Genomic DNA, 19,776 nt, shown 5'->3' with positions numbered 1-19,776 from the left:
AGCAAAACTTGTCTAAAGAATAAATGAGTTTTTCTAAATTTCGTATGTTTTCGTCTTCCTCTCAGCAAAATATCGGTTTAATGAATAAGATCGATCTGCAAAACAGAAGGTAATACATGGAGGTGAAGGAAATGGCGAAGAAAAAAGCAAACCACCAGATGACCGGGATGAATGATGCCCCGGCTCAAGGGAAGGACACCGGCTACAACGGCGCGTTTGAAACCGAAGCGGCCAACGAGCCATTAACGGAAATGCAGCGTCAAAACAATAAGAAAACGAAAAAAAGACAGTAGATGAGCGATTGGGACGAAAGGGCTCTGACCGGATGAATGTCCGAACAACTGATAGAGGGCGTTGACCAGGCTGCTTTTAAAATCCCCTACCGAAGAAACATGCTTGGTAGGGGATTTGCCCAGAACGGAGCTACTTCCATGTTATTTCTTCTCCACTTCGCCTTCTGTCCCAGTCTCTCCAGTTCCTTTTCAAATCTGTTGCTTCAGTTCATCGATTGTTTGCTGGAAGTGCGCGAGCTGCTCGTGCTGATGCTCTGTCGAAACGGTTAGCGCTTTTTCGATTTGAAGCTCGGCTTCCTCAATTTCCTGCCGGGCCTGCTTCATCCGTGTTCCTTCATCGGGCTGGTGGCGTTCAATCGCCGAAAAGGCTTCCTTAGCCTGTTCCACAGCCTGCTGTGCTGCTTGAAATGCTTGCTGCTTATCCTTTTGATAAGGCATTGTTTACTCCTCCTTTGTTTTGCTGTCCCCTCTAGGATGTACAAAAAGCCGGGTGATATGCGGATAGGAAACAAGCGGTTGACATACTACTAGGAAGAAGGAGGGATGACAATGACGGAGAAAAACACATATAAGGATCAGCGCCGCAACGCGCCAAGAGGAGCGGACTCCGGCCAGCCTGAACCGTTAAGTGGCTCAAAGAAGGTAAAACAGGCCAATCACGTCAATCAAACAAACGGCGAAGGCTGACCCCCGTGAATCATTGAACGAACATAAAGTAAGGACGAGGCAGAGCAAAAGGTATAAAAACAACCTTTGGCTCCGCCTTTTTCGCGTGCCCTGCTGCTGTTTTGCAACTCACCTCCTCAGGGCCGCCACTTACCTGCCACGATTTGCGACTTACTTGATAAAGGGAGACAGCACAGCCTTTTATGACTACACTGGTAGTAACAAAACAAAGAACATATTGATTTTCTTTTTTCAGAAAGCGGGTGAGGAGTTGAAAGTCCATTTGGATATTAATGACAGCTATCAGGAAACGGTAATCACGATTCAATGCAAGGAAGCGGATCAAATGATTTTGGATCTCTTGCACGATATCAAACGCAGAGAAGCGCCATTTATTGTCGGCCAGCAGGGCGAGATGCAGCATTTGTTAAAACCGGAAAGCATTCACCTGTTCCGCGTTCAACATGAGAGCGTCCACGCGATTACCGCCGAAGGGGCGTTCAAAGTAAAAGAAAAACTCTATGAACTGGAGGAACAGCTGCCATCCGGCAAATTTGTCCGTTTGTCAAAATCGGTAATTGCCAACCTTTACGAACTGAGCCATTTTGAAGCATCGTTTCACGGAACGCTGCGCGTCTACTTTCATTCAGGCGAAACCGAATACGTTTCCAGACATTACGTCAACGGCATTAAAGAAGCATTGAAATTGAACAGGAGGAAATCATGATGGTAAAAACCTTTTTATTCAGAAGTATAATGGGGATCTTTTTCGGGGCGTTTCTGACCGTCCTGGCGGCGATCTGCTTTGTCTATCTTGGCCAACAGCCTGTGCTCCATGGTGAGGTATTTGTTAAAAACGCGCTTGGCACCTTGTTTTGCGGCTGGTTTTTCACCGTTAGTCCGCTCTATTTTGAAGTCAAATCGTTAAAGCTCTCCCAGCAGACGCTGCTTCATTTTTGCACAGTCGCGCTCCTTTACTTCGTGCTCGCCTTCGGCATCGGCTGGATTCCCGTTCAGCTAAACAGCATTCTCTTTTTTATCGCCCTGTTTCTCGTCTTCTACGCCGTGATTTGGAGCGCCTTCTACCTTTACTTTCGTCATGTCGCCAAAACATTAAATGGCGAGCTGAAAAATTTATAGGAAGCAGAGGCTGGACCAACTCGTTTTGTCCCGCCTCTTGGAGCATCCTACAGTTCCGTTAGCGCCTCATCCATTGTCCTGAACTTGAACGAGAAGCCTTCCTGCTCAAGCCGCTCCGGAATGACCCAGCGGCTTTTTAAGACGAGCTCCGTTTCCGTTCTGATGATCCGTGCTCCCAGCTCAAGCAGCCATTTTGGCGCCGGGAGGCCAAACGGCGCATGATGGCTTTTCCGCAGCTTGCGCATAAACTCACGATTCGTGATAGGAGCCGGCGCGGCGCAGTTAAACACGCCACTCAGCTCCTGTCTTTCTTTCAAAAAGAGGATGATTTGAAACAGATCTTCAATATGAATCCAGCTAAACATTTGCTTACCTGTTCCCTGTACCCCTCCGAGACCAAAGCGCACTAAATTCCGATATGGAGTCATCACGCCTCCTTCTTTCCCTAACACAATCGCAATCCGCAGCGCGACCTGACGCGTTGCCGCTGGCGAAAAAGAAAAGAAGGCCTTCTCCCACGCTTTGGCGACATCAACCGAAAATCCAGCGCCAACCTCACCTGCTTCCTCGGTCATCGGCTTATCTTCAGCATGGCGGTAAATCGTCGCCGTACTGGCATTGATCCACAGCTCAGGTGGTGTTTGGCAGAGGTCAACTGCTTCCCCAAGAATGTTCGTTGTCTCAAGCCTAGAATGCAAAATCTCGCGCTTATTCCGCTCATGATAGCGGCAATTTACTGATTTTCCAGCAAGATTGATTAACAGCGCCGCGCCTTCCAACGCCTCGGTAATTCTGGCGCGATCATCCCAGCTGATATGCACGCTTTGCCTTGAGATGATTTCCACCTTATAGCCAAGCTGTTCAAATCGTTTCTCAAAATAACGTCCGACAAAGCCGGTTCCTCCGGCAAGCACGACTTTTTCCATCTTCTCCCCCAATCGACTACTTCACGCGAGTCTCTATTGATCCTTCATAAGTGCTTCGAGCTTTTGCCGCTCTTTGCGCTCCTGCCTCCGCTTTTGCCGCTGCTCGTGCCGCTCCTGTGCTCCTGCATATTGGTATTTCTCTTCCTCCGTTTCAGGCACGACAGGAGGCACCGGCGTCGGCTTGCGGTTTTCATCAAGGGCGACGAAGGTTAAATAGGATGTCGCCGTCAGCCGGCGCTCCCCGGTCAATAAATTTTCCGCTTCCACCTTCACATAGACTTCCATCGACGTATGGCTCGTATAACTGACATAGCCTTCCAGACAGATCGCTTCCCCGGTCTGAATCGGTGAAATAAAATCAAGGCTGTCGCTTGAAGCGGTGACGACCATGCTTCTTGCGTGGCGCATCGCGGCGATGCTCGCCACCTTGTCAATATAGGCCATCACATTTCCACCAAAAATCGTGCCGTAATAGTTCGTATCAGGTGGTAGGACGATGTCGGTTAACACCGTGCGTGATTCTGATGCTTTCTTTTCCTTCATTTTACAGATCTCTCCTTTATGCACTCCTGCAAGCGTTGATGCAAAGCTGATTGCTCGTTTTCTTCAATCGTGCGAAAATCTAAAGCAACTTGTTCGTTCACAATCCGGCTGATGACAGCCGGCGAGCCGTTGCGCAGCTCCCGCTGAAGCTCATTGGCGCTCCAGATTGGATGCGTCAGCAACAGCACATACGTCGGCAGCTGGACTTCGGGCATCGTCCCGCCCCCAACCTGGGAAAAAGACTCGGTGACATCCGTCTTCCATGCCGGATCGAGCGCTATCTGAAACCGTTCGATCCGCTCGAAAACCTCCTCCTGCGTCAACAGGACAGCGCGAATCGTCGGGATTTCCGTTAACGCTTCTTCCTCATCACGGTAATGGGCAAGCGTCGCTTCCAGCGCGGCCAATGTCATTTTATCGACGCGCAGCACGCGGGCGAGCTGATGTTTTTTTAAGCGGTCAATCCATTTCTTTTTCCCGGCGATAATGCCGGCCTGCGGTCCGCCTAAAAGCTTATCGCCGCTAAAGGAAACGAGATCAGCTCCCTGGGCAATTGCCTCGCGCACGGTCGGCTCGGAACCGATTCCTTTTTGCTTGAAATCATAGAGCACTCCGCTTCCAAGATCCTCAAACAATGGCAGATTATTGGCGTCGGCGAGCGGCTTTAGTTCTTTTGCCGGCACGGCTTCCGTGAAGCCGATCATTTTAAAATTGCTCGTATGAACCTTCATCAGCAGTGCTGTCTCGGCTGTAATCGCCTGCTCATAATCATAAAGATGCGTTTTGTTTGTCGTTCCGACTTCTTTCAGCACCGCCCCGCTTTCCTCCATAATCGATGAAACGCGGAAGGAACCGCCGATTTCCACCAGCTCTCCGCGCGAGACGATCACCTCTTTCCCTCTCGCCAATGCTGAGAGGACGAAATAAACAGCTGCCGCGTTGTTGTTGACGACGATCGCCGCCTCCGCCCCGGTCACCTCTCTCAACGCCGCCTCAATCAAATCATGACGGGAACCGCGCTTACCGCTATGCAGCTGATATTCGAGGTTCGTGTACGAGGAAGCCGCTTCGATCACCTTCTTTTGCGCCTGCCCGCTTAGGCGTGCCCGTCCTAAATTCGTATGTAGTACAGTACCCGTTCCATTTATGACATGCTGCAACTTTACGCTCGCTTCTTTGCGGGCGTAAGCCTCAAGCTGATGAAACAGCTCTCCATCTATGTTCCCAGGAGCGAGGCTTATTTCATCATCACCGGCAAGAAGCTGTTCCCGCACGGAGGCGACGACGTGCTTCAGCATCGCTGTCAGCTGCTGCGACGTTAGATGATAGGCGCCCATTATCTCCTCGAAGCGTTGATGCTTTTGCAGCTCATGGATCGCAGGCAGCTGCCTTGCTAAATGCTTCACGACCCTTCCCCCTCTTTCTGTCTCATATCAATGGTCAAGCCGATCACCTGTCGCTCCTTTCGTTTTGCTTTACTTTGTTTTCTTTTCTATTGTAGGATAAGACATTGAAGGATGCAAAAACTATTCATATAAATGATAGGAGGTGGCTCACTTGGACGAGAAGCACAAAATCCGCCTGACTGCTTTTTCAACAAAAGCTGGTTGAGGCTGCAAAATTGGTCCAGAGGACCTGGCGCAAGTTTTGCGTCATTTGCCGAAGCAAGATCATGATGAAAATGTGCTCGTTGGATTGGATACATCCGATGATGCCGGGGCTTACCGCTTAACGGACGACCTGGCGATGATCCAGACGGTTGATTATTTTACTCCTGTCGTTGATGATCCTTATATGTTCGGCCAAATTGCCGCCGCCAATGCCTTAAGCGATGTTTACGCGATGGGCGGAAAACCGACGACGGTCTTAAACATCGTCGGCTTTCCAATCAAGACGTTGGCGCCTGACATTTTGGCAGAGATTCTTAAAGGGGCTGCTGATAAAACGAGGGAAGCCGGGGCGACCATTGTCGGCGGGCATTCCATTGATGACCAGGAACCGAAATTCGGGATGGCCGTAACAGGGCTCGCTCATCCTGACCGGATCTTTACCAATGTCGGCGCGCGGCCGGGGGACTGGCTGATTCTTACGAAGCCGATCGGTGTCGGCATTTTGACGACGGGCATCAAGCGTGGCGCGGTAACGCCGGAGCAGGAGCTCGCCGTCACGGAAACGATGGCCGCGCTGAATAAACGCGCCGCCGAGCAGCTTGAAGGGCTTCATCCAAACGCAGTCACCGACGTGACAGGCTTCGGCCTGCTTGGCCACAGCTTTGAAATGGCGAAAGGAAGCGACGTCAGCTTCGAGCTGGAGTTTGCCAACGTCCCTCTGCTTGCCGGAACACGCGAGCTTGCAGAACAAGGCATTATCCCTGGCGGTTCAAAAGCGAACGAGCGCTGGCTTGAAGAGCAGGTCATCTATGCTGATCATATTACCGCCGTTGAGAAAAGCATTTTATGCGACGCGGTGACATCAGGCGGACTGCTGATCAGCCTTCCACCCGACGATGCCCGCCTCTATCTTGAACGGATGGAGCGCGACAATGCACAGGCTTACGTCATCGGTACAGTTACAGCTAAACAGGACAAGCCGCTCATCGTAAAATAAAAAAACGCCTAAGGCGTTTTTCAGCCTGTCGACAAAGTCTCGCAAAAGCGAGACGGTCGACAGGCTTTTTTGGTAGAAGGATTTGTCACGATCCAGAGTTTCGGGCACGCTTTCTGCAGGAGTCGGCCCTCCCACCCCGAGGAGGCTCACCAGCTTCCCGCGGAAAGCGAGGTCTATTTCAGGAGCGACGGATTCCTTCTTTTCATTTGTTCGGATAGTCATATAGAAAATACGTTTGACCCGCCCTCGTTTTTCCTACGATCTAAAAAGCGCCTATCCCTCTTTCCGCTCTTTCTCCATCGTTTTTCGCAACGCTTTATAGCCTGTTCTTGTCAGCTTTACCTCTTCATCTACATAGCCTTGCTTTTTTAACGCTTCGATTGTTTCCGGCGGCAAAGAACTGCTCAGTTCCTTACTGATTTCATTTAAATTCGTGATGGAGCCTTCCGCTATTTTATCTTGTTCAATTGCCGCAGCCACCTCTTTAAGCGGATCTGCTTTAACAAAATATTTCTTTGTCTCGATAACCGCTGTGCTGAATCGGCCTTTTACCTTCAACAGCTCTTCAAGTAAACTCGAACGCTCCGCATCCTTTTGTCTGATTTTCTCCCGATACGTCTGCTTTTCCGCTTCCTCGAGCTGCGCTTTGGCAAAAAGCTCCTCGAGCAGTTGGGTGCGATCAAAATCAACGAGCGTCAGCTCTTCTTCTTTTTTCTGCACTTCTTTTTCAAAAATAATCGTCTCCTGATTCTCAATTACAGGCTCTGGAGTCGATTTTATCGGTTCATCCTGAAATTCCGTTTTTTGTTCTTTTCCTCTCCGCAGGACGACATAAGCAAGCCCAGCTAGAAAAAGAACGACGAACAGGCGGAAAAGCACCTCATATTGAACAACCAAATAGAGAAGAACAGCAGCAAGGATCAGGCCGCCAATTCTTTTCCCCCAGCTGGACCGCTTCTGCTCGCGCTTAGGGGATTGATGATCGATTTTCTTCAGCTGTTGGTTCATTTGCTTACTCCTTTACCTCGAACTGCACAACATCATATCATACTTTCACTAAGTCTATTGATCTATTTTTCGTTATTCCAATTTTTGTTGCTTTCTTTTCTTGCAAATCCTCTTCTAAACTAGCAAAATAAATAAGAGTGAATGAATGATAAAGGAGGCAATGCTTTTTGACTACGCGTAAAAAAAGAAAAGGAGCAGACGGCCTGACTGGGAGCTTGCTTGCTATGATGCTCTTCCTGTCTCCTCCTGCTTTTGCAGCAGAGGATGTCGCTGATGCTTGCGACTATGAACCAATCTCGGGAGAAAATCCGCATTATCAAGTGACCAACTGTCTGCTGACGGAGACGGCGCTCGCTTATGATATTCCGCCGGAAATAGTTAAAGCGGTCGCCCACAAGGAAAATGGCGATTGGGCTCACTTCCAGGCAAACGGCGAAGCGATTGAAACCGCAGATGGTGGAATCGGCCTGATGCAAATTACGAACTACCAGCAATATGATGTCGAAAGATTGAAATCAGATCTTATTTACAATATTCAGGCTGGTGCTGAAATTCTTGATCAAATGTTTGCCCGCGGTGATTTACCGACGATTAACGATGGCGATCGCGATGTGATTGAACACTGGTATTTTGCCGTGCTTGCTTATAATGGAACGATGCCGGTCAACAGTCCGGTCGTCCAGGCAACGGGAGAGCGAAACGACGACGCCTATCAGGAGAAGGTTTGGGATATTATCGAGGAGTACCACCTCCTTCCGCTGGCAAGAATTCCGTTTGAACCGGGCGACTTTCGCTACGATCCAGAGGTGCGGGCGCCGATTGAATTTGTAACGACTCACTATGAAACAGAGCTTCCTTTAACAGAAACAACCTATCATTTCCTGAATGGCGATACGGTTTATTCCACGACAGGAGGTCTCCAGTTCCGCGAGAGACCGACTCGGGAAAGCAGCAGCCTTGGAACGATTGCCGAGGGGGAAGCGTTGACGATCACCGGCTCGTTTGTTTACGATGAATCAAACCCGGTGCGGACTAACCATTTTGTCTGGTACCCTGTTCAAAGAAGTGACGGCACGAAAGGGTTTGTCGCTTCGAGCTATTTAACCGCACAAGGATCAGAGCGTCCTGATCCGGCGGAGCCGCCACCAGCACTGCCAGAGCCACCGGCTGCGCCAAGTGAATTCTCGGATGTACCGGCCGGACACTGGGCGGCAACAGCCATCTATCAGCTGAGTGAACGCGGTGTCATTCAGGGCTATCCAAACGGAGCTTTCGGATTGAATGACTCGATCACGCGGGCACAGGCGGCGACGCTTTTAGCGCGGGCTGAAGGAATTTCCTTTGACAATCGCCCGAATCCGAATTTCCGGGACGTACCGCGCGACCATCCTTATTACGCGGCGATCGCCGCTGCCGTTGATGAAGGAATCTTCTCCGGCATAACAGCGACGAGCTTTCAGCCAAGCGCGCCATTAACCCGGGCGCAAATGGCCGTCCTGCTTACGAGACTGTATTCGTTTGAATCAGGCGGCACGTCCCATCCATTTACCGACGTTCCCGCCGGCATCTGGTATGAGCAAGCTGTCCAGACCCTGTACGCCAACGAAATTGTCGCCGGTATTACCGCGACTGCCTATCGCCCGACGATGGAAGTAACAAGAGGGCAATTCGCCGTCTTTATGCAACGGGTAATTGACTAAAACAACAAGTCCCAAAAGCAAATGCTTTTGGGACTTGTTGTTGAAGCAATGCGCGAAGCCGCTGCAAGATTTTAAGTCAACTAGGAGTGACTTTCTTCTAGTTGACGAGCAGCGTGCGAAGCCATTGCCGCTATGTGCTAAACCCATTCATCAGCTCGCAGCTACTACGACCTCGAATAAGCCGGGGTTTCGGCTCCTATCCCATCATTAATGTAAGCTGAAACGCTTCAATAATCGTAATTTGATGCGTCCCTTCTCCGAACGTAACGCTGCCTTCTTCTGCAAGGAGGCGATTGATGCTTTCATCGGCTCCCACCGTTTCTTCAACTCTGGTTGCCGATACTTCGACATCATTTTCATTTTGCAAATAGAGCGACACAGTCGAGGCGCTTTCGACTATCCAGCTGCTTTCGGCATCGCGGGGCTTGAGGCTAACCGGGTACTGCTGCCCGACGACTTCCACTTCAACATCACCCGGGACAAAGACGGTCGCTTCTACTTGAGGCGTCATTTGTGAAAACCCTGCTATTTCCCGCGGCAGCTGCTTAATGATAAGATAAAGCGTATCGCCGCGCTGGTATATTGAGGCGTATTCTTCCGGCCTGGAGACTAGCGTGTCCTCCTTCCCTAAGGAAGCCCGGTATGTTCCAAAGAGCGACAATTCAGCGCCGGTTGTCGCTTCAACCGTAAGCGGATATGGACCGGTCTGGACAACGACACGATTAACTTCGGGCTCAATCGGATGAGAGACCGGCGGCAGATCAAGCGTCCGCTCTTCCCGCGCAAGCTCATTTTCCACCAAATCAAGCAACCCGGTGGAGCTGGCAAGCGCAAAGGCAATTCCGGCCGTGCCGATCAGCGCGACGAAGAATATACTTAAAAAATCATAATGCAGCAGCGGTTTTTCCTGCTTTGATAAAAAAAGATAGACGAGCATTTCCAGCCCTAAAATAATCATAATGACCGGCCACCACGCCAGCATAATTTGCGAGACGCTAATCTCGCTAAATTGAGCAATGAAAAGAATGATTCCTAACAGGAGCAGAGACGCTCCCATTGAAATCGTACCGACACGCCAAACTCTCATGATACGTCCTCCTTATTCTTTCGCTTGCTGCCGACCAGCAGTTTGATCCCTCCACCAATGAGCAACAGGCAGACGATCGTCGTTTGAAAATAATGATCAAACCAGTACTTGAAATCGACGTTGAGCCAATCATCGAGCAGCGGTGCTACCGCCGGCAGTGCCATATGACTTGTTAAATAATAAAGCCCGAGTAAAATGAGCCCGATGCCGACCCATTTCTGCTGATTAAGAAAGTAAGAAATAATCGGTGTATCATCCAGTTCCTCTTTCCCGTAAGCGGAAGCTTTTTGCAGCCCGTCAAAAAAGCTGTAAAACCAAATAATCGGAATAAGGAACAAAAATATGCCGAGTCTAAGTACGTCTAAAATATAGATCGAAAATAAAAAGGCGGCCATTAATTGAATTCCACGGCGCTGGAGTCCAAGATAGAGGTGCCCCGCGCCGGGAAAAAACGACAGAGCGACGGCGATTGATTTGCTCTTTTTCCCATTCACCCGATTTAATTCGATGTCTTCGAGAATCGAGCGATCAATAAGCTCCTCCCCTTTGTGCTTTTTATTCAGCTGATGGATCGCATCAAAAAAACCATACACCCAGATCACCGGTAAAATGGCGAGAAACAGCAAAAACTCTTCTCTTGATGTGAGGACAGTCACGAAGAAAACCATCATAATCGTGCCGACAAACGCCATAAACAGCGTCAAACCGCGATTCATCAAACCTAGCTGAAAATGGCCCAGACCCGGTATAAATGATAGCAAAATCGTAAAAAAACGTTCCTGCTCTTCGGTCGGGTTTTTCATTGCCTCCGCTTGATTGGCAGCCGTCGGATAAGCCGTTTTTGAAGCGGTAATCGCCGTGTCAACAAGGTTGACGACGTAAAGAATAACGCCTGCTATCACGACAAAGAACGCCAGCCCGTATTCCCAATGGGCGTACAGAAACGTAAAAATCACAATCAAGCCGAACTCTCCAAACATATACGCGAGCCCGCGAAGCGGCTTTCGTAAATAAAGCAAGCCCCCGCCAGGGAAGAATGCCAGCAAAAAAGCTAATATCGGGTTTTTCATTGATCGGTCTCCTCCCTATTTTTTTGTTCAATGACATTGAGCCAGGCAACGGTTTTATTAACAAGCTGCTCCGTTACCGAAGGCGAGCTTTCCGCGAGCGCCGGACTTTGGACAGTGGTAATGGAATGAAAAACACCGGAGGTCATGAACATGACGGTTATCGCTGCGGCGACCGTATAATGAACGATCGTCCTTTGATAAAATGGACGTGCCGCTTCAGCCTGCATCTCTTTCGGCTGTTCCGCCACCTTTTCAAGAATCTGACCGGTAAAAGCAGCTGGATCGGTCACATCCGGTAGCTTCTCCTCATAAGCAGCCACAGCGTGCAGATAAAGCTCAAGGCACTGATCACAGCGATACAAATGCTCCTCGTACTGCCGACGGGTGGAAAGATCGACCTCGTCCTGCACATACTTTTTCCATTGTTCTTCACTGATATGATTCATCAAAACTCCTCCTCCTTCCAATGCTTTTTCATCCACTGACGCGCCCGGTAAAGCTTTGTTTCAATCGTTTTTACCTGGACCTGCTGTTCATCAGCCATTTGCTGGTAGCTTTTCTCCGCAATATAAAAATCATAGACGACTTCCCGGTAGCTGCCCGGCAATTGATCGAGCTTTTCCCGCACGAGGCGCTGCTTTTCTGTCAGCATCACTTCAGCTTCAACGTGATCCTTGGCTGAAACCGCCGCTTGAAACGCCAGCTGCTCGGTCATCTCCTCACGCCTGCGCTCCCGTTTCCTTCTACTATCAATCGCATGATTGACGGCGATGCGCGTCATCCATGTTTTCAACCCTTGATTCTCAAAGGTGGAGAGAGAATGATAGATTTTAATAAACACTTCTTGCGTCGCATCTTCAGCATCCTTCTGATCACGCAAAATCGCGTAGATGACGCGGAAAAGCTCTGTGCGATATTTCTCCACAATGAGCCTGAAGGCATGATCATCGCCGCTTCTCATTTTCTCTAGTAAAATCCGATCGCTAATCTCTCTCCCCCCTTTTTACGTCGCACATATAATAGACGACAGCGGTTGACCTAACCCCTACACTTTTTTTCAAATTACAGCTTATCTTATCATTTCGAATGAAAAAAAGGGCTTGAGACAAAACTAGCTTTGGACCTACTGGCAATGGCTTCACACGCCACAAGCCCGTTGTGAGAAACCCACTCACAACGGGCTTTAAAAGAGCGTGGCGGTTCCGCTCATAGCTTAGAGAGGCTGGGAAAAAGGTAAAAAAACAACCTTTTGTCCCAGCCTCCTCCATGCTACCTTTTGTTTCATCCCCGAAGCGGTCCGGACGTCTTCATCGCTCACAAGGAAGATCGCCTTGTTCTTTTTTTGCAGAGGCTTCGCTCCTCGCCCGGAGCAGGGAATAAAACCGCTTCCCTTCTCCTTTTAACTGCTGGCGATCGCTCCTCCTCTGCTTCGCTCACAAAGAAGATCGCCTTGTGAGCTAGTAGCGGTCAGCTTTGTGGCCGAGCTTCTGCGCCTCGTCGACGGCTTCGTCGGCCTGCTTGGAACTGGTATGTTCCTTACTCATTGTTCCTGCCGCCTTCAGTCCTTCGGCGACGCGACGGCCGTAATCCTCGTCAGCTTTTGTAAAATGCTCAATCATTTTCTCCTGAATATGCGGTTGACAGACAGAAAGCGCCTCAACGAGGTTCGAAATTAGCTCCTCCTGCTCCCACGGCTCAAAGCTGCGGTACGTATCGCCGGCCTGCCCGAAGTTATTCTGCCGGTCAATCGGCTCGCGGACGAGCTTATCGTCGTAGTGCGGTTTATGGACGTCGCCGATCTGCTCCGCTTCCTTCAGCCCGCCTAATGACGACGGCTCGTAATTCGTATGCGGATTTTGACCTGGAGCGGTATCAACATGGTATTCCATTTGACCGCCCTGCTGGTTTGTCGCCACGCGTTTTTCCGGCGAGTTAATCGGCAGCTGTAAATAATTTGAGCCGACACGGTAACGCTGGGTATCGGAATAGGAAAAAGTGCGACCTTGAAGAAGCTTATCATCTGAAAAATCAAGCCCGTCGACGAGCACCCCGGTGCCAAACGCCGCCTGCTCAACTTCATTGAAGTAATTTTCAGGGTTTTTATTTAGCACCATCTTGCCGACAGGAAGGAAAGGAAACTGCTCCGCCGGCCAGAGCTTTGTCGGATCGAGCGGATCAAAATCAAGCTCCGGGTGCTCCTCGTCGCTCATCATTTGCACACAGAGCTCCCATTCAGGATAGTCGCCATTCTCAATCGCTTCGAACAAATCCTGTGTCGCATGGTTCGTGTTCGTCGCCTGAATGTGCTCCGCTTCCTTTTGCGTTAAGTTTTTAATACCTTGCTTTAACGGCTCCCAATGATACTTGATCAGCACCGCTTCACCCTTTTCATTCACCCATTTGTAGGTGTTGACGCCAGAGCCTTGCATTTGCCGGTAATTGGCCGGTATGCCCCACGGCGAGAATACGAAGGTGATCATGTGTGTCGCTTCCGGAGACTGCGATACGAAATCAAACATCCGCTCAGGATCCTGAATATTCGTCACCGGATCGGGCTTAAAAGCATGAATCATATCAGGAAACTTAAGCGGATCACGAATAAAGAAAATCTTTAAATTGTTACCGACAAGATCCCAGTTGCCGTCTTCCGTGTAAAATTTCACGGCGAACCCACGAGGATCCCGTGCTGTTTCTGTTGATTCACGTGCACCGACGACCGTTGAAAAGCGGACAAATACCGGCGTTCTTTTCCCTTTTTCCTGAAACAGCTTCGCCCGTGTATAAAGCGCGGGCGACTCGTCACCGACTTTCCCGTACGCTTCAAAATAGCCATGCGCCCCGGCTCCGCGGGCATGGACGACACGCTCCGGAATCCGCTCTCGGTCAAAATGCGAAATTTTTTCGAGAAAATCGTAGTTTTCCAGCGTCGTCGGACCTCTGTTGCCGACCGTTCTTACGTTTTGATTGTCAGTTACCGGATGTCCCTGCCGATTCGTTAGCGATTCGCCCGACTCCCCGGTGCCAAGCGGTTCCGTGTGATGCTCTTCGTCCTTCTTTTTCACTCAAATCCCTCCTTTTTGTACAATACAAGTGTGCCCGACAAAAAGGAAAACATGAGTAAAATTCATCTTTTTATTGAAAAGATTGGATGACGCCCTGCTTCATTTTTTTCTTACTGATAAATCGCGGAAAACGTCGCCTCATCAAGCTCTTCAGGCTTGCCGTCAAAAAGCAGCTGCCCGTCTTTTAAGGCGATGATCCGCGTCGCAAATTCCTTCGCCAGGCTGACATCATGAACATTGACAATCGATAGCAGCTCTTTTTTCTGATGAATATCACGTAAAAGCGTGAAAATATGACGCGACGTCACTGGATCAAGGCTCGCCACCGGCTCATCTCCAAGCAGCAGCTTCGGCTCCTGAAGCAGGGCGCGCGCGATGCCAACCCGTTGCTTCTGTCCGCCGCTGAGCGCTTCAACCCGCCTGTCACCGTGGCGTTCGAGGCCGACCTGCTCCAGCGCCAGCCGCCCGCGCTGTTTTTCTTCTTTTGAAAACAAACCGAGCAGATTTTTCAACGCCGGCCGCCGGCCAAATAAGCCGGTCAGCGTATTTTGAAAAGCCGTCATTCGCGGGATTAAGTGAAAATGCTGAAAAATCATCACCATTTCCTGTCTGACCGCTCTCATCTGCGCTTCAGACAACGTCGTCAGCTCCTGTCCTTCAAAGTGAATCGAACCGGAGGAGACGGGCTGAAGACGGTTAATCGTCCGGACGAAGGTTGATTTTCCAGCTCCGCTTTTTCCGAGCACACAAACAAACTCTCCCCGTTCAAATGATAACGAGAGCCGGTCGAGCGCCGGCTCCGCCACCTTCGGATAGCGGACTACGACATCGGTCAGCTTCAACATCGACACCCTCTCCTTCCTGATCGTCTACGGCTAAATGACCCGCGCTCGGATCCGCCCGCCAATAAAATCAACGAGAAGCACAAGCGCCATGATACAAATAATATCAAGGGCAACCGCCGTGTAATAAAAGCTCTGAAAATGATTAAATAATTGCTGGCCGATTCCTCCGCCGCCAATAAAACCGAGAATCAACGACGTTCTGATCGCCACTTCAAACCGGTAGAAATAATGCGAAAGAACATTGGGCCATATTTGCGGCAAAATCGAAAATAAGTTGGCGACCCATTTCGTCGCGCCAATGGACTTCATCGCTTCCTGCGGACCGGGGTCGGCTGATTCGATCAGCTCGGCGATCAGCTTGCCGAGCACGCCGATATTATGAAGAATGATTGCCAGCACCGCTGCAAATGGGCCAAGGCCTAAAACCGTAACAAAAAGCAGCCCGAAGACAATTTCAGGAATCGAACGCAAGCCGCTTAACAGAAAGCGGCTCGTTCCGTACACTCCAATTGAACCGCTCGTATTTTGCGCGGCGAGAAAGCTGACAGGCAGCGCAATCATAAGAGCGAACAGCGAGCCTAAAAAAGCGACGGCCAATGTGACAATGCTATGATAGGCCATTCTCGGCAAAAGTGACCATTCGATTGGAAAAAAGCGGGTCGCCAGCATCTCAAACATGTTGCCGAGCTCGGTAAGCTGGCGAAAGTCAAATCCCGTTATCCGCATGCTCCACCAGCAGGCGACAATGAGCAGAATCACATAAACGATATACCGTTTCCGAAACCATACCATGGCGATCTATTCCAATGTCAGCATATCAAATTCCCGGGCGGCTTCTAGCACGTCAGCATACTTGCTGTGATCGGCTTCGACAAAAGCAGAGGCTCCACCGAAAATTTGCAGGATTTCCGGATCATCAATTTGATAAAACGTCTCTTGAATAGCGGCAATCGTCTCGTCATCCATTTCAGACGGAACGACCCATGGATATTGATAAAGCTGCTCCGATTGCCAAATGACCTTCACATCATCGCGCAAGGAACCGCCGTTGGCATCCGCTTCCTTCATCAACGCTTCCAAAATCGCGCTGTCAATCGCGCCGGCATCGACCGTTTGCTCCTGAACGAGCGAAGCGACAATATCATGTGAACCGGCAAATTGAACCTGATTAAATTGATGCTGATCCTCGCTCTCATAGTAACCGCGCTGACGCAGCTCAAGCCCCGGCATTAAATGACCTGACGTCGAGGAAATGCTGGCAAAAGCTAAATCAACTTCAGCCGCATCCTCTAACAGCTCATCGAGTGATTCCCACTGCGCATCGGCATGCGTAATAATATAGGAATAATAATATGGACTGCCCTCCACTTCCTGTGTAACAATCGCTTTTGCCCCGCTCTGTTCATGAGCGATGACGTACGTTAGAGGGCCGAGAAACGCTAAATCAATATGATTAAAATTGAGCGCTTCGACGACAGCATTATAATTCGGATACGACTCCACTTTCACCTCTCTGCCAAGTCCATCAGCGAGCCTTTCTTCAAGCAAATCCAGTCCAGTCTGCATCTCACCAACCGTTTGCGACGGAATCACAGCGACTTCAAACGGCTCTGAAGTCCCCTCTGATTCCGGTTGCTCCGTTCCTTCCGTCGGCTGCTCCGTTTCTCCTCCGCCACAGCCTGCCAATGCAAGCACAACTCCTACTGCTACTAACCATTTTTTCATTTGTTCTCCACCTTCTTATCATTCTCACGTGTTGCCTTGTAAAAAATACCACCATGACAAACGTTTGTAAAGTATTTATCCTTGTCTTTCACTTTCTGCTTACCTGCTGCAGGCAGTGATCATACACAGCAAGCAACGCCGCGATTTCCTGCTCGACGGAATGCTTCGCTTCAACAAACAGCCGGGCCCGTTCGGTCAGCTGCCGGCGCCACTCATCACGCTCCAGCACTTGTTCGATGAGGGCGGGAAACTGTCCCGGCTGATCAAACAGCACCCCTGTCTCACCATCTACAATAATGCTTTCGTTTCCCGGGTTCCGCCGGGCCACAACCGGTTTACCGAACGCCATCGCTTCCAGCAACGCCATCGGCTGCCCTTCAGACTTTGACAAATTCAATACAAGATCGAACTGCTCGTACACAGAGCGCATACAGGCAAGCGGCACTTCCTGAATATAGTGAAACCAGTCATATTTTTGCCGGCGCCGCTCCACCTCTGCGAACAGCTTTTCATCCAACGCCGCGCCGATGATCGTAAACGTCAGCTCCGGCCATTTTTCCCGCATGCGCTTTAATTCGTCCCATATGTAAAAGACATCCTTTACGGGACGCAAGCCGGCCGGCAGTAGCAGCTTCGGCCAACCCGGATGTATCGGTATCTGCATTTCATAATCCGGGTCCGGTAGCCACGCGCTCTGCGGAATGACATAAATTCGTTCAGTTAATTCAGGATAGGCATGAAGCAGCTTGCTTCGCCCATCCTCACTAAAAACGGTAATCGCGCACGATTGGGTCGTGACGGACTGAATCAGCTTCGCCGCCTCTCTGTTTTTCAAATCTTCATTGACGTCAGTGCCTCCTGATGTCAGGACATAAGGCTTTAAAAATTCAAGCCCGTCCCTTTGCTTACGCCATTCGGCAAAACGTCTTAAATGAAGAATATGATACAGATCAGCCTCGGCAAAGCGCTCGTCCCACTCCTCGTCCCAGCTTGCTTCTTCATAGGGAAAGACCGTAACCTTGATGCCTCTTGCCACGAGCCCGGCGACAATTCGCTTCGCTGTCGTCGAGTTCCCGCGATTTTGTTCGTAATAAGGTGTAAAAAAGAAGAGATGCTTAAGCTTCATTTTCTTTTGACTCTCCTTTATCACGCCATCTGCGCAGCTGCTCCTGCCGCGACGTCAGTCCTATCTGATCCATTTTTTCTAAAAATGGAACGAGATATTTGCGCGACAGACCGCTGATTTCCTTCGCCTCCTGCAAGGTGAACTCGGCACCCGTCCCTGCTTTCAAGCGATTCACATAGTCATTGAAGACTTCTACATCAACCGAATGCTTGTCATCAAGCTGATACAATCGCGCTGTCTCATGCACATAGTGGGTCAGCTCGTCGATCAAGGAAGCTGGCAGCTGCTGGCGCTCAAAATGATCCGTTAATGGCGTGACGTTCATCCCTTCCTCTTTGACCGCCGCAAGCGCCTGCTCGACCCGCTTTTGCCACTGCGCCGGCGGATGAGCGGTATGGATCATGAGGGCGACATATGGACCTCGCCGTTCAAATGCTTCTTCTCGCGAATGTTCAAGCAGCCACTCCAGTAAACGGGCCGGATAACGCCTTTGATAGCTTTGCAGCAGCTCGGCTTTTTTTACGCCGGTCCGCAACGGATGCGCGCGGTGATACTCCGTCAGCTCAGCAAGCAGCTCCTGCCGCAGCGCAGCAAGTACGCTTTTGCTCGTCACCGCTCCGGCTACTACAACAATCGCTTGATGCTCGTCTGCCCATTCGTAAAAAGCCGGCTCCGTCAGCTGCAAAACGGCACCAGCTTCAGAAACGTCGACGAGCTTCTTGTCTAATAGAAGCTGATCAAGCCGCTCCTCCGGTGTCGCTGTCTTTTTTTGTTCGAGCATGTTCACCGTTTCCTGTCCGAATCGATAGCTGCCCGCTTCGGGATCGATCACGACACCGCCACCGATCGTTTCCATCGGTGTCGGCCGCCGTAAAATAAAACGGTCCCCTCTTTTCGTCACGAGTGGACGGTCAAGTCGCAGCTGGCAAACAAGCTCGCTGTTCCCTTCCGTCAGCTCATTACGGTCAAAAAAGACAATCTTTCCGAAAACTTCAGCCGTGCCGAGATGAAGCTTCACCGCGCTCCGTTGCTTGACTGGCAGCTTAAGCGACGCAACCGTCGTTAACGCAATATCAATCGTTGTCGTCGTTTCAAACTGCCCGCTGCTCGCCAGAACATCGCCGCGCCTGATCTCCTCTTTGCTAATTCCGCCAAGGTTAATGGCGACACGCTGACCCGCTTGCCCTTGCTTGCGCGCCTGATGATGGACTTGGAGCTGGCGGGCGCGCACGAGCTTGTTTTGCGGCAATAGTTCGAGCATATCTCCTTCCGAAACAGCACCTTCATATACCGTCCCTCGTACAATTGTTCCCTGTCCATGCACAGTAAAAACCTGATCAATCGGCAAACGAAAAGCGCCGCCGGACTCACGGCTTTCTGTCTCTTGCAGCTGTCTGATCAGCCCTTCCTTCAATTCAGCGATTCCGGACGCCGTTACACTGTCGACATAAAACAGCTCGGCTTTTTCGAGAAACGTCCCTTCGACAGCGTCGCGAATATCAAGCTCTGCCAGTTCACGCCCCTCTTCATCGACGCGATCGATTTTCGTCATGACAATGATTCCTTTTTCAATACCAAGAAGGCGGAGAATATCGAGATGTTCCCGCGTTTGCGGCATCACCCCTTCATCCGCGGCGACAACAAGGATGACAAGATCAATACCGGCCACCCCGGCGATCATCTGCCGAATAAACCGTTCATGCCCCGGGACGTCAATTAAAGACACTTCCATTTGAGCCGTCAATGTAAGCGGCGCATAGCCGAGCTCAATCGAAATATTCCGTTCTTTTTCTTCTTTAAGACGATCCGTATCAACCTCGGTCAATGCCTTCGTCAGCGTCGTTTTGCCATGATCAATATGGCCCGCCATTCCAACCGTGTAATGCTTCATAATGTCAAAATCCCTCTTTCCAAAGCGTCAACTGTCTCACGCTACATCATACTACACGCCAGTCGCAAAACAAAAGAATAGTGGCTC

At 50.3% G+C, this 19,776-nt stretch carries 21 protein-coding genes; 6 read left to right on the top strand and 15 right to left on the bottom strand.

Annotation, left to right across the window (positions count from 1 at the left end; all coding sequences use genetic code 11):
- Positions 1 to 131 precede the first annotated feature (131 nt).
- On the top strand, positions 132 to 293 hold the full coding sequence (gene sspO, locus M3202_RS04820) for a small acid-soluble spore protein SspO (protein WP_251222202.1): 162 nt from the start codon (positions 132 to 134) through the stop codon (positions 291 to 293).
- A 189-nt stretch (positions 294 to 482) separates the two neighbouring features.
- On the opposite strand, the gene M3202_RS04815 is transcribed toward sspO, so the two are convergent.
- Positions 483 to 731: a DUF2524 family protein gene (locus M3202_RS04815; RefSeq protein ID WP_251222201.1), complete on the bottom strand. Its 249-nt coding sequence runs from the start codon at positions 729 to 731 to the stop codon at positions 483 to 485.
- 111 nt (positions 732 to 842) lie between these two features.
- On the opposite strand from M3202_RS04815, the gene M3202_RS04810 reads away from it, so the two are divergent.
- The 3 genes from M3202_RS04810 (at position 843) to M3202_RS04800 (ending at position 2,099) form a co-directional block, all read left to right on the top strand.
- Positions 843 to 980: a small acid-soluble spore protein P gene (locus tag M3202_RS04810; protein ID WP_251222200.1), complete on the top strand. Its 138-nt coding sequence runs from the start codon at positions 843 to 845 to the stop codon at positions 978 to 980.
- A gap of 250 nt (positions 981 to 1,230) precedes the next feature.
- Positions 1,231 to 1,686, top strand: a complete 456-nt coding sequence (locus tag M3202_RS04805) for a LytTR family DNA-binding domain-containing protein (protein ID WP_251222199.1) — start codon at positions 1,231 to 1,233, stop codon at positions 1,684 to 1,686.
- A complete protein-coding gene (locus M3202_RS04800) occupies positions 1,683 to 2,099 on the top strand; it encodes a DUF3021 domain-containing protein (protein WP_251222198.1) in 417 nt (138 codons plus the stop codon). The genes M3202_RS04805 and M3202_RS04800 overlap by 4 nt, the downstream gene beginning before the upstream one ends.
- 47 nt (positions 2,100 to 2,146) lie before the next feature.
- On the opposite strand, the gene M3202_RS04795 is transcribed toward M3202_RS04800, so the two are convergent.
- Genes M3202_RS04795 through selA form a run of 3 tightly spaced genes read right to left on the bottom strand, consistent with a single transcriptional unit; the run spans position 2,147 to position 4,974 of the window.
- Positions 2,147 to 3,025: a TIGR01777 family oxidoreductase gene (locus M3202_RS04795; RefSeq protein ID WP_251222197.1), complete on the bottom strand. Its 879-nt coding sequence runs from the start codon at positions 3,023 to 3,025 to the stop codon at positions 2,147 to 2,149.
- A gap of 33 nt (positions 3,026 to 3,058) precedes the next feature.
- Positions 3,059 to 3,568, bottom strand: coding sequence for an acyl-CoA thioesterase (locus M3202_RS04790; protein ID WP_251222196.1), 510 nt, complete (start codon positions 3,566 to 3,568; stop codon positions 3,059 to 3,061).
- Positions 3,565 to 4,974: an L-seryl-tRNA(Sec) selenium transferase gene (gene selA, locus M3202_RS04785; RefSeq protein WP_251222195.1), complete on the bottom strand. Its 1,410-nt coding sequence runs from the start codon at positions 4,972 to 4,974 to the stop codon at positions 3,565 to 3,567. Before selA ends, M3202_RS04790 begins: the two co-directional genes overlap by 4 nt.
- A gap of 151 nt (positions 4,975 to 5,125) precedes the next feature.
- Between selA and selD the strand changes: the two genes are divergently transcribed.
- Positions 5,126 to 6,175 (top strand): selenide, water dikinase SelD, encoded by a 1,050-nt coding sequence (gene selD / locus M3202_RS04780; RefSeq protein WP_285890168.1) that lies wholly within the window; start codon positions 5,126 to 5,128, stop codon positions 6,173 to 6,175.
- 273 nt (positions 6,176 to 6,448) lie between these two features.
- Here selD and M3202_RS04775 read toward each other — a convergent pair whose 3' ends face one another.
- On the bottom strand, positions 6,449 to 7,183 hold the full coding sequence (locus M3202_RS04775; RefSeq protein WP_251222193.1) for a hypothetical protein: 735 nt from the start codon (positions 7,181 to 7,183) through the stop codon (positions 6,449 to 6,451).
- A gap of 167 nt (positions 7,184 to 7,350) precedes the next feature.
- On the opposite strand from M3202_RS04775, the gene M3202_RS04770 reads away from it, so the two are divergent.
- Positions 7,351 to 8,883: an S-layer homology domain-containing protein gene (locus M3202_RS04770; protein ID WP_251222192.1), complete on the top strand. Its 1,533-nt coding sequence runs from the start codon at positions 7,351 to 7,353 to the stop codon at positions 8,881 to 8,883.
- Between the two features lie 196 nt (positions 8,884 to 9,079).
- Here M3202_RS04770 and M3202_RS04765 read toward each other — a convergent pair whose 3' ends face one another.
- The 10 genes from M3202_RS04765 to selB all read right to left on the bottom strand — a co-directional run bounded on the left by M3202_RS04765 (position 9,080) and on the right by selB (position 19,689).
- Entirely contained in the window at positions 9,080 to 9,970 is an 891-nt protein-coding gene (locus M3202_RS04765; protein ID WP_251222191.1) for a hypothetical protein, read from the bottom strand.
- Complete coding sequence (locus M3202_RS04760) at positions 9,967 to 11,040, bottom strand: hypothetical protein (protein ID WP_251222190.1); 1,074 nt, start codon at positions 11,038 to 11,040, stop codon at positions 9,967 to 9,969. The genes M3202_RS04765 and M3202_RS04760 overlap by 4 nt, the downstream gene beginning before the upstream one ends.
- Positions 11,037 to 11,486, bottom strand: a complete 450-nt coding sequence (locus M3202_RS04755) for an anti-sigma factor (protein ID WP_251222189.1) — start codon at positions 11,484 to 11,486, stop codon at positions 11,037 to 11,039. Before M3202_RS04755 ends, M3202_RS04760 begins: the two co-directional genes overlap by 4 nt.
- Positions 11,486 to 12,001: a sigma-70 family RNA polymerase sigma factor gene (locus M3202_RS04750; RefSeq protein ID WP_251222188.1), complete on the bottom strand. Its 516-nt coding sequence runs from the start codon at positions 11,999 to 12,001 to the stop codon at positions 11,486 to 11,488. Before M3202_RS04750 ends, M3202_RS04755 begins: the two co-directional genes overlap by 1 nt.
- Before the next feature lie 496 nt (positions 12,002 to 12,497).
- Positions 12,498 to 14,102: a catalase gene (locus tag M3202_RS04745; RefSeq protein WP_251222187.1), complete on the bottom strand. Its 1,605-nt coding sequence runs from the start codon at positions 14,100 to 14,102 to the stop codon at positions 12,498 to 12,500.
- A 110-nt stretch (positions 14,103 to 14,212) separates the two neighbouring features.
- Positions 14,213 to 14,947 carry a phosphonate ABC transporter ATP-binding protein gene (gene phnC / locus M3202_RS04740; protein WP_251222186.1) on the bottom strand — a complete coding sequence of 245 codons (735 nt, stop codon included), beginning with the start codon at positions 14,945 to 14,947 and terminating at the stop codon, positions 14,213 to 14,215.
- A 30-nt stretch (positions 14,948 to 14,977) separates the two neighbouring features.
- Complete coding sequence (gene phnE, locus M3202_RS04735; RefSeq protein WP_251222185.1) at positions 14,978 to 15,739, bottom strand: phosphonate ABC transporter, permease protein PhnE; 762 nt, start codon at positions 15,737 to 15,739, stop codon at positions 14,978 to 14,980.
- Between the two features lie 6 nt (positions 15,740 to 15,745).
- Positions 15,746 to 16,672, bottom strand: a complete 927-nt coding sequence (gene phnD / locus M3202_RS04730) for a phosphate/phosphite/phosphonate ABC transporter substrate-binding protein (RefSeq protein ID WP_251222184.1) — start codon at positions 16,670 to 16,672, stop codon at positions 15,746 to 15,748.
- An 88-nt stretch (positions 16,673 to 16,760) separates the two neighbouring features.
- Positions 16,761 to 17,798 (bottom strand): glycosyltransferase, encoded by a 1,038-nt coding sequence (locus M3202_RS04725; RefSeq protein ID WP_251222183.1) that lies wholly within the window; start codon positions 17,796 to 17,798, stop codon positions 16,761 to 16,763.
- Positions 17,788 to 19,689 (bottom strand): selenocysteine-specific translation elongation factor, encoded by a 1,902-nt coding sequence (gene selB / locus M3202_RS04720; RefSeq protein WP_251222182.1) that lies wholly within the window; start codon positions 19,687 to 19,689, stop codon positions 17,788 to 17,790. Before selB ends, M3202_RS04725 begins: the two co-directional genes overlap by 11 nt.
- Positions 19,690 to 19,776 lie beyond the last annotated feature (87 nt).

It is taken from the genome of Halalkalibacter oceani (genome assembly GCF_023715605.1).
Lineage (GTDB): Bacteria > Bacillota > Bacilli > Bacillales > Bacillaceae_D > Halalkalibacter > Halalkalibacter oceani.
This window is presented reverse-complemented; position numbering and strand designations above follow the sequence as displayed.